Origin of the sequence: Paraburkholderia graminis C4D1M, from assembly GCF_000172415.1 — a bacterium.
Taxonomy (GTDB): domain Bacteria; phylum Pseudomonadota; class Gammaproteobacteria; order Burkholderiales; family Burkholderiaceae; genus Paraburkholderia; species Paraburkholderia graminis.
The window spans coordinates 306,711-321,097 of the sequence record NZ_ABLD01000001.1; the positions used below are offsets into that span (position 1 = coordinate 306,711).

Below are 14,387 nucleotides of genomic sequence, written 5' to 3' on the forward strand. Positions count from 1 at the left end.
AAATTCAGCGTACTCCTTATTTGGAGGCAGAAATCACCTTATTTCGTTAACCGTTTTCAAAGTCTTAACAACCGAAAGCCGTCTTAGCCGGAAGCATCCGTCGCGGTTTTCATAAAACCGATGTTGCTTGAGACAGTCGAAGCGAGGGGCAGCTTCGATGCGAAATGATATCCGGGCATCGGCGCACCAATTGTTGTGGCCCGGGTGCCGTTGGCGCGCGTTCCGCTGTTTGCTTGCTATGGATTCCTATTTCGTCCTCCCAGGGTTTTTCCTTCGCCAACGTCCTGGGACGTGGCCATTGAGCGACACGCGCACGCTGCAGCAAACCCAGCCACGGAATGCGCCGAACCGGCAACAGGTGAAGCCCGAATCGTAAGTGCGCTTTCCTTCGCGGCGAGCCGCGCTCTGAACGCTCATGGCCAACGTCGTGAGTCGATGCCTTGTCTGCGCGACATTCCGTGATACTCGGAAGCGCGGAATGCCCGGCGGTATCCACCGCGCGCGGCTATGAACGCCTCGGCCATACTTAATAACCGTCCAATTACAGCCGGTTTGCGAAAATACGCAGCCCAGTTGCGGACGGTGTAGGCCGGCTCTCGCACGGCGGACAGCAAGATTACCGGGACGGCGGCGAATGGCGGCCGGCGCTTCAATTGATGACAGAGCTCTTCGCCGCCCATCTCGGGCATCTGCAGGTCAGTGACAATTAGTTCTGGAAGCATTGACGACGCTTTGCGCAAGGCGTCCCGCCCGTTGTTTGCGACGAGCACATGATGCCCGCGGCTCTCAAACGCCATTTTGAGGGCGTATCGGTTCTCCGCGTCGTCATCGACAAGCATTATGAGAGACATCAGAGGGAGACCCAATTGTAAGTATGAGGTAGCGCGCAAGTAACGTACCCGGTGCATTGCCCAGCGGCCGCCGGCGGGTACCTCACGGCAGGATGCCCCTGACGTGTTCAGTGTCGAACTGCGCGAGCACACCCGAAGCCTCGACTAGCGCGCCGTTCATGGCGATGTTCCGCATACTGCATCGAGTGACGGACATTGCATGTCTTCCTGCTGGGGATGTCGTGCCCCAAACGTTGTAGCCGCTAATTGCCGCGACTGCATCGGCGCTCGAGCTCAGATTGTCTCTCGCGTTGTGACGCGGAGCACTGTTCCTCGGGACTCATCTGTCGGGAGGAATGCCGGACACGTCTGCACTCATTCCCACAGCAGGCGCTTGGGCAACTGTCCCGCTGCACAGCTGCGCTGACTAACGCGTTGTCGATGGTGCCTCGTGCTGTAAAGGTGCGGCGCTTCGAGCGGCGCACCGCTGGTCACTCAAGGGGGCGTGCACCGTGCGCATGTGCTGCAGTGGCATACCTCAAAGAGGCGTTGCTCGGGACGCCGCTCGTGAGGACATGGAACTGCGTTCTGGTCGCGAGGTCCGGGTCTGCTAAGAGGGGATGGTCGTTCGTCCACCGCCGCACTTCAGGACGGGGAGCCGCGCCGTAAAGCAGGTGCCGTCCCCAGCCGACGAACAAACCTCAATAGTGCCCCCATGCGCCTCGACAATCTCTTTGCAAATGAAAAGACCGAGTCCGAGCCCTCCACCCGGCGAACTCGACGGCGGTCGCCAGTACGGCTCGAATACTTTTAGCAGCACTTCAGACGGAATCGGCTCGCCGCGATTGGCCACACTGATACAGATATGGTTGTCGTGAGTCGCCGCCCGAACAACGACGGGTTCGTCCGCCGCGCCGTGTGTCAAGGCGTTTCCAAGTAAATTCGATAGCAGTTGCTGCATGCGGGATGGGTCACAATCGACGTGTCCAGTCAGCGCGAAGTCAGTGACTATATCGCGCGATGGATTGGCGAGTCTCAGCTCCTCAACCACTGCTCGCAGACGCTCGTCGAGGTCGTCAACGGGCTGAATCGAAACAGCCATTCCGGACCCGAGCCGCCCCCTGGCAAAATCCATTACGTCATCGATAAGCCGCGCCATCCTCGATACGGTGCGCTTCAGCCGGTTACCTGCATTCACCAGACTCGTGTCGTCAGTGCGGCGAACCAGATATTCGGCCGTTGCATTAACCGCTGAGAGAGGATTGCGCAAGTCGTGCCCTAGCACGGCGATAAACTGTTCGCGCAATGTACCCGTCTCCCGCTCGGTGGTCAGTTGCGCCTCAGTCGATGACTGTCGCTGTTCGCTGTCAATCTGCATGGCAATCAGGGTAGCGAAGACCTCGAACATCCTGACGACTCGCGGCTCGGAAACGCGCGCCGGACTTGGGTCGATGGCGCACAGATTCCCGAAGTAACTGCCACCCGGTGTGATGATGGGCACGGAGATATAACTCCGCAATTTGTATATCTTCGACGTGTGATGGTCCCGATAGGTAGCATCAAGGCTGAAATCGTCGATGATGATTGGGGTGCGAGCAACACGCGACTCACAGCACAACGTGCTGTGCAACTCGAGTTGCTCGCCAGGCTTCAGCCCAAAACCGATATTGTCCTGGACCGCGCAAGCGGTCCAACTGAGGTCAGTTACCCGAGCGACAGCGGAGAAACCCATTCCGGTCTCATCGCAAATCATCTTGAGCATCGAAGGCACTGCTCCGATGCGCGATATCAACGCTATGTCACGGGCTATCGACTGGGGCGACTCGGTCGACGCTTCAGCACTGGGCATGAGTCCTCCGGTCAGAGATACCAGCTTGCATTGATGGCAAGCCCGGCTGCTTACCCCATTATGTCTCACCAGCCGCACTTGCCGGGAAACGCAAGCGTGGCCGAGCAGTGCCGAGGTGAAGCGGTCAATCGCATGCTTTCCTTTCTTTCGAACGCCGTGAAGGGAATCGTGCCGATTGCCGCTGCCGGCATGCAGCTTCACGCGCGGATACCAGACCGTCGTGTGGGCGGTGTTTCTCGTTTCGATACGGTCAGCGATTGCTTTCTTTATGGCAGTACGGTTCAGCCACTCGACGCTCCAGCAGAAGGCGAAAGTGACGACGTCAGGAATCGACGGGCGAGGCTTGAATCGGGCTAGCGCGACAATGGTTGAAAAATTCGGAACGCACGACAAGCAAGGCAGTGCAAACACGAGACTGGCGGACATTAGCATTGTCAGCGCCGAGAATGGTACCGGCCATCGTCGTTTCCACTTCGATTTCGTTGGCCGTTCTGGGCGGCGTGGCCGCGAAAGCTGGTGGGGCGAAACTTGGCGTCGGTATCGTCCGCGTGATTCTGGAGCACGTTGGGGATGGGGCTCCGCTCCTGCGTCGGCGCCTTGTTTGGAGGTAAGCTGAGGCGCCAGACACCGTCCGAAGCGATATGCCTCGAAAACGCTGGCGAAAGACTGTCGGGAAACGCTACAACTGCTTATCTCTTGTCACTGCGTCCGCCGATTAGGGCCTGTGCTGACAGGAGTACTGAAGTTAAACGTCGTCCGATGCGAGGGACGGGCAAGGCCCTGCCTATCTGCCGCTTATTGACGGATTCCTCGTAGCAACAGCTGCAAGCGTCACGACTTAGGCCTCGGCTCGGGCCAAGGCCAACCTCTTTTTTCATTGCGCACATCCGCCTCCACGGGCGACACGGCCGTATCCGGTGCCTGGACCGGACTCGCCGCATGGGTGGCATCGTGCGACGGTTCGGCGCGAGCGCCCTCTTTAATATTCGAAAGCCCGGTCCCGAACCATTTCACTTTGTTCTGGACATGGCTGACATACGCCTTCCAGCCGTGAGGGTCACCGTCAAAAAGGTTGAGCTGTACCGTTGACGCCAGTGCGTCCCGGTTGAGCTCCACCTCAAGCAGCTCCCTTGGCCACACGCAGAATGCGCTGGTGACCCGTTTAGTAAATTCCGCGACCGTCATTCTTGACGGCAGCGCCCTGAGGAACTCGAGGTCCTGCAAAGAGTTTTCTCTCTGCGCGAGCTGCACCACCATAGCGTCGGGGCGGCCCATCTGGGCTAAACAGTTCAATGCTTCGAGAATATCGCCAAGATGAAGCAGCAGTTCCCGTCTATCAAATCGGTCGTCCATTGCAATTGTCCGTTCATTTCGTCGCTAGCGAGACGCGCCGTGTTCCGGCGCGACACCTCGTGCGCCAGCGCGTCATCGCCTGGAACGTGTCGCATCTCGGTCAATATGTGCTCGCGGAGCATGGCACTCCGCTAGCGAAAACCTGCACAGCATTCGTCGCTTCAGGACACGCCTTTCGTAAAGCAGAAATGCGAACCGGAGTTCGCATTTATAGACGTATAAGGTCCGCGAGAGAGACGAGGACGCTTACTGAACGGTGGAAACTTTCGACACGAACTGCTTTGCCGCCTTGTTGGCCGATTCATAGACGGTGCTAGCTGTGGAGAAGGCCGAGCTCCATGCTGCAATGGCCGATTCACTTCCTGCCGGGGCATTCTTCGTGAGGTTTTCGACGAACCCTTGTGCCTCCCGCTGGAACTGCTGGCCCTGCGCTGTAGCGGCGGCTGAGATTTCGCTCTGGACTCCGACTAGGATTTCGTGAACCTGACGACCGTAGGCGACCGCCTTTTCCGCCGCGGGCTGGGAAAGACTCGCTTGCCGTGCGAGCAGCTCACCCGGGTTGCCGCCCGACATGGCTTTAGTGACATTTTCGTGGTTTTGGACGATAGCCGCTTTACTAACCTGCAGATTCAACGCGACCAGCTTTTCGAAACCTTCGAACACCTTGCTCGTTAGACCAAAAAGTGTTTCCAGGCTGGATTGCTGGGCGGTAACTAGTTGTTGGGGAATAAGAGTGCTCATCACTGCTCCGTAAGGGTAAGGCAGGCGGCAGAAGGACGGGGGGTCCAAACAGAACCAGACCCGCACGCCACGAGGGGGAGTAAGGCAAATGCTGCGCTGCAACAAAATTCATTGTACGGGGCAATGCCGCGAAGTCAATGAATTTCGCGATACCGCGGGTGTGGAGGGCGCTCGGTCGGACAAACGTCTGAGTTGTGCGAGCGGGGACGCGACGATAACCCAGAAGCCACCTCCGTCCTGACGGCGAGTAACGGCGGGCAGTGGACGACTGCTGCGGCTTTCCGGCTCCGTCAACCGATTGGTCCTATTGATTGCCTTGCCAACGCGTGCGGTCGCATCGACAGGGGAAAGTCGGCTACCGGGACTCGAAGGCATTAAGCCGCGCCTGCTCCGTCTCATTCGAGTGCTGACGCTGATACGCTTCGAACAGGCGCCAGCAGAGTTGCGTCAGTCTCGCGGAGTTGCGGCCTGGTCCGCATACTCGGTGTTCATTGCCGATTGCACGGCGTTACGCCGGTAAATCAACTCTTGACTAGTAAGTCGCGGCCATCGGAAACAGCCACGAGGGCAGACTATGCGTCGTGTCCTGTAGTCACGGAGCGACACGCGAGCATGAGGCTCTCAGCGCTCGCGGGCTTTGTCAGGAGATACCCCTGAGCAAAGTCACAACTCGCCTCACGCAGGGTTTGCAGCTGTTTGCTTGTCTCGACGCCTTCGGCTGTCACCTTCATGCCTAGTTCGTGCGACATCTGAATAATGCCGCGGACTATCGCAGCGGCTGCCGCGTCGCGACCAAGCCTTGCGGTGAACGAGCGGTCAATCTTCACCGTATCGGGCGAAAAGTCAGCTAAATAGCCGAGGCTGGAGTAGCCCGTTCCAAAGTCATCGATGGCGATGCGTACGCCAAGGCGCTTGAGCGCTATGAGCGTCTCTTGTGCGAGGGAAGTATTTTCCATCAGTGCGCTTTCCGTCAATTCGATTTCAAGGCAGCGCGGCGGCAATTGATGCTTGCGCAATGCTTCGTCGACGATGGCCACGAGGGTGTTATCCCTGAGTTGGCGCGCTGACACGTTCACCGACATGCGAAGGTCCTTTTCGCCTGCGTTTCGCCAGTAGGCCAGCTGCGCGAGAGCAGCATCCATCACCCATGCGCCAACCTCGACAATAAATCCGCTTTCTTCGAGTATAGGAATGAAACTGGCGGGCCGCACCATGCCTCGCGCCGGATGGTTCCATCGAATAAGCGCCTCAACGCCCGTCATCGCCAAAGACGTCGGCTGGTGAATACCCTGGAAATGGAGGACAAATTGGCCGGACGCCAGGGCTAGAGGCAGAACTCGCTCAAGTTCGAAATCACCGAGCACGTCGCTCGACGCTTTACCGGCAAACCTGAAGCCGTTACGGCCTCCTTTTTTTGCCGCGTACATTGCGATGTCAGCGCTTGTCAGCAGCGATTCGTGGTCTCGTCCGTTCTCGGGGTAAACCGATATGCCAATAGATGCCGTGACAAATGGGTCGGCGCTGTCCGCTGGGACACCGCTCGAAAACGCGCTGAGCAGAGTGCGCGCCAACGTCGCCAGTCTCCCCTTGTCTGCTTCGCCGTTAAGGATGACGGCAAACTCGTCGCCTCCGAGGCGCGCAACACATGCATCATCAGGAAGCGCTGCCTGGATGGTTTCGGCGATGTTCTTCAACAGACGGTCAGCGGCCGTATGCCCCAAAGTGTCGTTAAGGACTTTAAAGCGGTCGAGGTCAATGAACATCAGAGCGAATGCGGCGTCGCAACTGCAAAGCGTCTTCATCTGCCGAACAAGTGCGCTGCGGTTAGCTAAGCCCGTCAACCCGTCAGTGTGAGCGAGCCGGTCGAGCGCTGCCAGCCGTTCCTGCTCGACCGTGATGTCCTCGCTCACGCCAACAATGCGGACAACGGCTCCCGTTTCATCGCGCACCGGGTATGCCGTGCTTCTAATCCAACGCAGGCAACCGTCCGGGCGCCGGATGCGGTACTCGAAGCGGCCCTCGACGCCTTCAGACGCGATGCGATGCATCTCCGCACGAAGAGGACCGACGTCCACGGCGCACACCAGTTCGAGCCACGCTGAAGGCGTGGTGGCAAGCTGTTCAGCGGTGATGCCGAACACACGCTCAACCCCCGCACTCACGTGATGGAAGTGCTGGAAGTCCGGGCTATAGGAGTAGAACACAAGCCGAACGTGCGACTCCATCTCGTGCATTGACGTTTTGTAGAAACGCAGACCAAGTGGTGAGCTCAGTCATGTGCGTCGACCCAGGCGCGGGCCCATTCCAGCCCCGCAAGCTGAGCGTCCTCCTCACTTTCAAAATCGCCCAGAACGCCCGATGCCTGAATTAGCTTGCCGCCATTGCCGCCACGGGTGATGGTCCCGCTCGCTGCATAACGAGCTGGCCGATGGACGCCGTCGTTTTCTTGAACGATGGCATGACCCCATACGTCATAGCCGCGGTACTTCTGTGATTGCATTAGCGGACGACGTGAGCGGATGCCGCGTGGCCTCTCACGCGAAGCACGTTGCCTTCCGGAGTGGTTTGCCGCGGAATCTCGGACATGTCCGGTTCGTCCCTGCGCAAGGTTTTTTGCGCATTGCCTTGCTTCGCCACGAGCCGTGGAGCAGTTGCTAACTCGCGCGGCGAACGCACCTTCTTCGCGTGCAAGGCCACGTGGCGTCGTACTGCGAGCCTTTGTGCGGTACCCACCCGGTGCGGGGCAGTCGCGCGTGCCTCAGGCGGATTCCACACTTCCGAATAGGTGCCAGCCCCAAAAGCCGCCGGCGCGAACGCCACGGCCAGTAACGCAACTCCAAGTTTTCTCACGATTTCTCCTTGGCCGCTTCTCGCTGCTGCCACAGTTTGCAGGACACCGCCTGGTTGAGGCATCCACCGTGGCAGCCTGCGCAATAGTGGCGTGCCCGAATGACTTCCGTGACTCGCCATGCATTTGCGGTGAGTGGACTCGCTGTCCCAACGGTATGACCGTTTTCGGCGGCGTAGAACGTCGGCTCGCCAGCCTTGCCCCGGCGAATCGCCTCGTTGATTTCCTGCTCGCCGAACGCTGATTTCATCTGCGCCACAAACGCCGCAATTTCCGGCATCGGATGGCTGACCGGTTCATGGACACGCATATCCATCGTCTCGCTCCCGAAAAAAGTGCCTGTTCGCCGTTACGGAAATCCGTGTAGGATACTGTACATCCATACAGGTTTTCCCGCAATGACATCCCCCTTGCCGTCCCCCGAAGCGATACACCCGTCCCTGTGGCGGGCGTCGCAGCTCGCGCGGGGCCGGGGGCGGGTGGTCGATACGGGCTATCCGGCGCTCTCTTCCGAACTGCCTAGAGGCGGGTGGCCGGTCGGTGCGCTGGTGGACCTGCTGGTGCAGCAACCGGGCGTGGGTGAACTGCGGCTGCTGCGGCCCGCGCTGAGTGCCGTAGACGACCGCCCAGTCGCATTTCTGCAGCCGCCGCATACCCCGGACGGCCTGGGGCTCAGCTACATCGGTCTGTCGCTGGAGCAGGTGCTGCGCGTGAAGGCGCAGAAAACCGCGGATGCGCTCTGGTCTGCGGAACAGATTCTCCGCGCGGGAAGCTGCGGTGCGCTGATTTTCTGGGCGCAGTACGCGCAGGCTTCATCGCTGCGGCGCCTGCATCTGGCCGCGCAGTCGTCGCAGACGCTATTCGTCATGGTGCGCCCGCTTGCGAGCGCACAGGACGCGTCGCCAGCGCTCCTGCGCCTGGCGCTCAAACCATCGGCCGACGGTCTGACCGTCGACATCGTGAAACGACGAGGGCCCTCGCGCACGGAGCCTCTCCCGATTCCCCTTCAACCCACTCCTGTTCTGCTGTCACGACATGCGCGTCTTTCTCGCCGTTCACCTGCCGAAGTTGCCGCTCGAAGTCTTCAGGCCGAGGTGGTCGCCTGAGCCGCTTCACGGCAGCGTCGTACTCGAGAAGGACAAGGTCGTCATCGCGGACAGCGTCGCGCGCGCGGCAGGCGTGCGGCTGGGGATGAAGCGCGGTGGCGTACTGACGCTCTCGCCGGACACGGAAATGCACGAGCGCGACTTCGCCCGCGAGCGGGCGGTGCAGCGCGATGTCGGCATTGCGCTGATGCGCTTTTCGCCCGAAGTCACGCTGCTCGATGAAGCGACCATGGTGGTCGAGGTCGGCGCGAGCCTGCGCCTCTTTGGCGGACTGCTTGCGCTGTGCCGCGAAGCAAAGGCGCTGCTCGCCACGCTAGGTCTCACCGCCCGCATCAGTGCCGCGCCGACCGGGCAGGGTGCATGGCTGCTGGCCCGGTATGCGAAAGGGCATGGTGCGCGGCGCGTGCTCAAACTTTCCACGCTCGAACAGCGGCTTGCCAGTCTGCCCATGGTCGCCGTCCCCGAAGTACGGCAGTTCGCCGACTGGTTCAGCGGGCTCGGCTGCGAAACCATCGCCGACATCCGCCGGCTACCGCGCGCTGGACTGCAGCGGCGCTGTGGCGAACATCTGCTCGATTCGCTCGACCGTGCGTTTGGCACCGCGCCGGAACTGTTCGACTGGCTGGAACTGCCACCCACGTTTTCCGCGCGCATCGAAATGCCTGACCGGCTTGAACACGCGGACGGTGCAGTCTTCGGCGCACACCGGCTTATCGTGCAACTGTGCGGGTGGCTCTGCGCAAAACAGCTCGCGGTGAGCGCGGTGCGCCTGTCGCTCGAGCACGAGCGCGGGCGTGACGCCATCGAACCGACCAGCATCGACATTGCACTGGGTGAGCCCACCTGGCGGGAAGAGCACCTCCTGAGGCTGCTCAAGGAGCGGCTGCATCGCATCGAGCTCACCGCGCCGGTTATCGCATTGCGTCTTGACGCATCAAAGGTCGAGTCCGCCGCGCCGGCGTCCGACACGCTTTTCCCCGAGCCGGGGGGCTCGAAGGAAGACCACGCACGGCTACTCGAATTACTCGTCGCGCGGCTCGGTGAAGACAATGTACTGCGGCCGGCGCCAAGCGCTGACCATCGCCCGGAAGTCGCCAACTCATGGGTGCCGGTCACCCAAACCGCGAAGCCCGTGGTCATCCCGGAAGGCCTGCCGCGACCGACGTGGATGCTCGATACGCCGGTGCGCCTGCTCATGCGCCAGCACCGCCCGTTCTATGGTTCGCCGCTGCGCATGGTGTCGCCGGGCGAGCGCATCGAGGCGGGCTGGTTCGATGGCGAGCTGGTTACACGCGACTACTTCGTCGCCCAGGCCGACGACCAGAGCTGTTACTGGATTTACCGCGAGCGCGTGAGCAGCCGTGACGCCGAAGAAGACCAGCGCTGGTTCCTGCACGGCCTCTTTGGATGACGCGCCGTGGACACCATCTTCACCATGCTGCCGGCGTATGCCGAGCTTTTCTGCCTGTCGAACTTCTCGTTCCTGCGCGGTGCCTCGCACGCAGAGGAACTCGCTGAGCGCGCCGCGCAGCTCGGTTATTCGGCGCTCGCGATTACCGACGAATGTTCGCTCGCTGGCGTCGTGCGGGCGCACGTGGCGGCGAAAGAAGCGAAGCTGCCGTTTATCGTCGGCTCGTACTTCCGTCTGGTGAACGCGGACGGCTCGCCGGCATTCGGGCTCATCCTGCTTGCCAGAAATCGCGAAGGATATGGCAACCTCTCCGAGCTCATCACGCTCGCCCGCACGCGCGCGCCGAAGGGCGAATACCGGCTCACGCCACAAGACCTGTCGCGGCCCGACAAGGAATACCGGCACCTGCTGGGCGTGCCGGACTGCCTGGCGATTCTCGTGCCGTCATTCCCGGCAAAGGAAGACGTGCTCGACGCGCAGGTCGAATGGCTGGACGAGACATTTCCGGGACGCGCGTGGGTCGGTCTCGTGCTGCATCAGCGGGCGATGGACGACATTCACCGTGGCGCGGTGGAGTTCGTCGCGCGCAACCGCGACGTGCCAGTGGTCGCACTCGGCGAAGTGCTGATGCATGTGCGCTCGAGGAAACCCCTGCAGGACACGATAACCGCCATCCGGGTCGGCAAGCCAGTCCATGAATGCGGCTACGACCTCGCGCCCAATGCCGAACAGCATTTGCGCTCGCGCCTGCGGCTCGCCAATCTGTATTCGCCGGATGCGCTTGCCGCAACCGTCGACATTGCCGCGCGCTGCACGTTCTCGCTCGATGAATTGCGCTACGAGTATCCGGACGAACTGGTGCCGCCTGGATTCACGCCGGGCGCCTATCTGCGACAGGAGACGTACATCGGCGCACAGCGGCGCTTTCCGTCGGGCATTCCGCATCACGTGCAGGAGCAGATTGAGCACGAGCTTGAACTGATTGGCGACCTGCAGTACGAGCCGTACTTTCTGACAGTCTACGACCTGGTGCGCTTTGCGCGCAGTCAGCACATCCTGTGTCAGGGGCGGGGGTCGGCAGCCAATTCCGCGGTGTGCTACTGCCTCGGTGTCACGGAGGTGGACCCCGCACGCGGCAACATGCTGTTCGAGCGGTTCATTTCGAAGGAGCGCGGCGAGCCGCCGGATATCGACGTCGACTTTGAGCACCAGCGGCGTGAAGAAGTCATACAGTACATTTACCGAAAGTATGGGCGCGACCGCGCAGCGATTGCTGCTGCTGTGTCGACGTACCGCGCGCGGGGCGTTTTGCGCGAAACGGGCAAGGCGCTGGGCGTCGACCTGCAGATAGTCGATGCGGTCGCCAAGTCGCATCACTGGTTCGATAACAGCGCGGACCTGCTCAAGCGCTTCGAGGAGTGCGGGTTGAATCCAGACACGCCGCTCATCCGCGCGTGGGCCTCGCTCGCCGCACAGCTCTATGGTTTTCCGCGGCACCTGTCGCAGCACTCAGGCGGCTTCGTCATCAGCCGGGGCAAGCTGACACGGCTCGTTCCGGTTGAGAACGCCGCGATGCCCGAGCGTAGCGTCATCCAGTGGGATAAGGACGACCTCGAATCGCTCGGACTGCTGAAGATTGATGTACTCGCGCTTGGCATGCTCTCAGCCATCCGCCGCACGCTCGACCTCGTGTCGGAGCAGCGCGGTGAGCGCTTCGAGATGCAGGACATTCCCGCGGAAGACAAGGCCACCTACGACATGATTTCGGCCGCCGACACGGTAGGCGTCTTCCAGATTGAATCGCGCGCGCAGATGTCGATGCTGCCACGGATGCGACCGCGCACGTTCTACGACCTGGTGATTGAAGTGGCCATCGTGCGACCGGGTCCGATTCAGGGCGGGGCGGTTCATCCCTATCTGCGCCGTCGCCAGGGCTTTGAGCCGGTCACCTATCCGGGCGATGCTCTGAAGACCGCACTGGGCCGCACGCTCGGCGTGCCGATTTTCCAGGAGCAGGTGATGCAGGTCGCCATTCTCGCCGCGGGCTTCACCGCGGGCGAGGCAGACCAGCTGCGGCGCGCAATGGCCGCCTGGAAGCGTAAGGGTGGCCTCGGAAAATACTATGACCGCATCGTGCTTGGGATGCAGGAGCGGGGTTATGACCTTGCGTTTGCCGAAGCCATCTTCGAGCAGATAAAGGGCTTCGGCGAATATGGTTTTCCGGAAAGTCATGCGGCGAGTTTCGCGCTGCTCGTGTACGCGAGCAGCTGGCTCAAATGTCACGAGCCGGAGGCATTTCTCGCCGCGATGCTCAATAGCCAGCCGATGGGCTTCTATTCGCCTTCACAGCTGGTGCAGGATGCGCAGCGCCACGGCGTGAAAGTGCTGCCTGTCGATGTGACCATTAGTGGATGGAATTCGTCCCTCGAACCTATGGCCGGCGAGAAGCGGCCCGCCGTGCGCCTCGGTCTTTCGCTGCTGCGAGGGATGAAGGAAGGCACGGCCGAGCGGATTGAAAACTCGCGCGCGGTACGGCCTTTCGCGAGCGTGAAAGACCTCGCGCGCCGTGCGGCACTCGACCGTCGGGACCTGCATATTCTCGCTGACGCGAATGCGCTCGCTGCGCTTGCCGGCAACCGGCGCGAGGCGCTCTGGCAGTCGGTGGCGGCCGTGCCCGAGAAAGACATGCTGGCCGCAGCGGCCGTCGAGGACGAAACGCCTGAACTCGGCGCGCCCTCGGAAGCGAACGACATTTTGGCGGACTATCGCTCGGTGGGCCTGACGCTCGGTCGTCATCCGCTGGAACTGTTGCGCCCGCAGTTGCTCGCCAATCGCCTCATGCCCGCGGCCACGTTGCGCACCTACCGGGACGGCCGGCTCGCGCGGGGCTGTGGTCTCGTCACCGTGCGCCAGCGGCCGGGCACGGCCAAGGGCGTGGTGTTCGTCACGCTCGAAGACGAAACGGGTAACGTGAACGTCATCATCTGGCCGACACTGCTCGAGAAGCAGCGCAAGGAAGCGCTCAGTGCGTCGCTGCTGGCGGTCTATGGGGTCTGGCAGTGTCAGGGCGAGGTGCGGCATCTGGTAGCGCAGCGGCTTGTCGACATGTCGCATCTGCTGGGCGGCCTGCATTCTGTCAGCAGGAATTTCTGCTGACGCTTGACCGCTTCATGCGGTTGCCGACGCCGACCGCCGGCGAGCAGTAAAGGTGTAGATTCCAGCTAGGGGCACTTCATCAGCCGCCCACTCATGTGATGGATACCGGAGGAACTGATGTGCTACTCGGCCCAGATAGTCGCGGACTACCGAAAATTTGTGCGGACCTTCGGCGCCATCATGGACATTCATGAGTTTGCGCGCCTGTTTTTTGAGCGAGCCGAAGACATCAGCAAGGCGAAGGTACCGAAGGCCATGGAGGCCGCATTCGCGCAACCAGAGAACGAAGCGGAACGAGAAATCGCTACCCTCATCGGCCGGTTCAATGCCGCACAGGCGACAAAGCTCGAGCAGGAGCTGTTCAAACAGCGCAAGCGGCTGGCCGATGCCGAGCGCGCTCTGGAGACCAAAGTTACGAAGGCGGCCAGCGAAAGTCGCCGCATAGCAACCGACAAGATTGCCTGGGCCAAAGCCAGAATTGACGACCTCCAGCGCACGGAGCCTGAACCGCGTGACTCGCGCATTTTCCCAGGTCACTACGCGCCCGTGATGATTTCAGAAAATGGAAAGCGCGTTGTGAAGCCGATGCGTTATCAATGCCGCATTGCTGGTAAGCCGGCGTCTTACGATATCAAATTCCCCGGAACCTATAACGCCCGCAGGGACAGCCTGCAAGGATTCTGGAAACCGTGCTTTGGACATACTCACGGCGTTCTGCTGGTCGAGGTGTTTTACGAGAACGTGAGCAAGGCTAAATTTGAAGGCACGCTTCTCGAGACGCACGAGCGCGACGAGAACGTAGTGCTCGAATTCCGTCCGGCAAACGGCGAACTGATGCACGTGGCTTGCCTCTGGTCGCGATGGACTGCGCCCGGTGAGCCCGACTTACTCTCGTTCGCCGCTATCACCGACGAGCCGCCACCGGAGATTGCAGCTGCCGGTCACGACCGGTGCATCATCCCCATCAAACCGGAAAACGTCGACGCCTGGCTCAACCCTGACCCGTCGAACCTGGAGGCAATGTACGCGATACTGGACGACAGGGACCGGCCATACTACAAGCATCGGCTGGCCGCCTGACTCCGTTTAACCG

Annotated in this window: 11 protein-coding genes; 4 read left to right on the forward strand and 7 right to left on the reverse strand. The window is 61.1% G+C overall.

The genetic code is table 11. The features are described from left to right. Positions 1-413 precede the first annotated feature (413 nt). The 7 genes from BGRAMDRAFT_RS01415 to BGRAMDRAFT_RS01450 all read right to left on the reverse strand — a co-directional run bounded on the left by BGRAMDRAFT_RS01415 (position 414) and on the right by BGRAMDRAFT_RS01450 (position 7,937). Positions 414-839 (reverse strand): response regulator, encoded by a 426-nt coding sequence (locus BGRAMDRAFT_RS01415; protein ID WP_232292202.1) that lies wholly within the window; start codon positions 837-839, stop codon positions 414-416. Between the two features lie 601 nt (positions 840-1,440). Further along, positions 1,441-3,105 carry a GAF domain-containing sensor histidine kinase gene (locus BGRAMDRAFT_RS01420; RefSeq protein ID WP_232292203.1) on the reverse strand — a complete coding sequence of 555 codons (1,665 nt, stop codon included), beginning with the start codon at positions 3,103-3,105 and terminating at the stop codon, positions 1,441-1,443. A 405-nt stretch (positions 3,106-3,510) separates the two neighbouring features. Beyond that, on the reverse strand, positions 3,511-4,032 hold the full coding sequence (locus BGRAMDRAFT_RS01425; RefSeq protein ID WP_006046841.1) for a hypothetical protein: 522 nt from the start codon (positions 4,030-4,032) through the stop codon (positions 3,511-3,513). A gap of 246 nt (positions 4,033-4,278) precedes the next feature. After that, a complete protein-coding gene (gene phaP / locus BGRAMDRAFT_RS01430) occupies positions 4,279-4,773 on the reverse strand; it encodes a TIGR01841 family phasin (RefSeq protein WP_006046842.1) in 495 nt (164 codons plus the stop codon). Between the two features lie 572 nt (positions 4,774-5,345). Continuing rightward, positions 5,346-7,007: a putative bifunctional diguanylate cyclase/phosphodiesterase gene (locus BGRAMDRAFT_RS01435; RefSeq protein WP_006046843.1), complete on the reverse strand. Its 1,662-nt coding sequence runs from the start codon at positions 7,005-7,007 to the stop codon at positions 5,346-5,348. A 35-nt stretch (positions 7,008-7,042) separates the two neighbouring features. Then, positions 7,043-7,273: a hypothetical protein gene (locus tag BGRAMDRAFT_RS01440; RefSeq protein WP_006046844.1), complete on the reverse strand. Its 231-nt coding sequence runs from the start codon at positions 7,271-7,273 to the stop codon at positions 7,043-7,045. 346 nt (positions 7,274-7,619) lie between these two features. After that, on the reverse strand, positions 7,620-7,937 hold the full coding sequence (locus BGRAMDRAFT_RS01450) for a hypothetical protein (protein WP_006046846.1): 318 nt from the start codon (positions 7,935-7,937) through the stop codon (positions 7,620-7,622). An 82-nt stretch (positions 7,938-8,019) separates the two neighbouring features. Here BGRAMDRAFT_RS01450 and imuA point away from each other — a divergent pair, with 82 nt between their 5' ends. The 4 genes from imuA (at position 8,020) to BGRAMDRAFT_RS01470 (ending at position 14,374) form a co-directional block, all read left to right on the forward strand. Next, the gene (gene imuA / locus BGRAMDRAFT_RS01455) at positions 8,020-8,727 is read left to right on the forward strand and encodes a translesion DNA synthesis-associated protein ImuA (RefSeq protein ID WP_006046847.1); all 708 of its coding nucleotides are present in this window, start codon (positions 8,020-8,022) and stop codon (positions 8,725-8,727) included. Beyond that, a complete protein-coding gene (locus tag BGRAMDRAFT_RS01460; protein ID WP_175130946.1) occupies positions 8,657-10,138 on the forward strand; it encodes a Y-family DNA polymerase in 1,482 nt (493 codons plus the stop codon). Before imuA ends, BGRAMDRAFT_RS01460 begins: the two co-directional genes overlap by 71 nt. A 6-nt stretch (positions 10,139-10,144) precedes the next feature. Then, positions 10,145-13,294 (forward strand): error-prone DNA polymerase, encoded by a 3,150-nt coding sequence (locus BGRAMDRAFT_RS01465; protein ID WP_006046849.1) that lies wholly within the window; start codon positions 10,145-10,147, stop codon positions 13,292-13,294. A gap of 117 nt (positions 13,295-13,411) precedes the next feature. Beyond that, positions 13,412-14,374, forward strand: coding sequence for an SOS response-associated peptidase family protein (locus tag BGRAMDRAFT_RS01470; protein WP_006046850.1), 963 nt, complete (start codon positions 13,412-13,414; stop codon positions 14,372-14,374). Positions 14,375-14,387 lie beyond the last annotated feature (13 nt).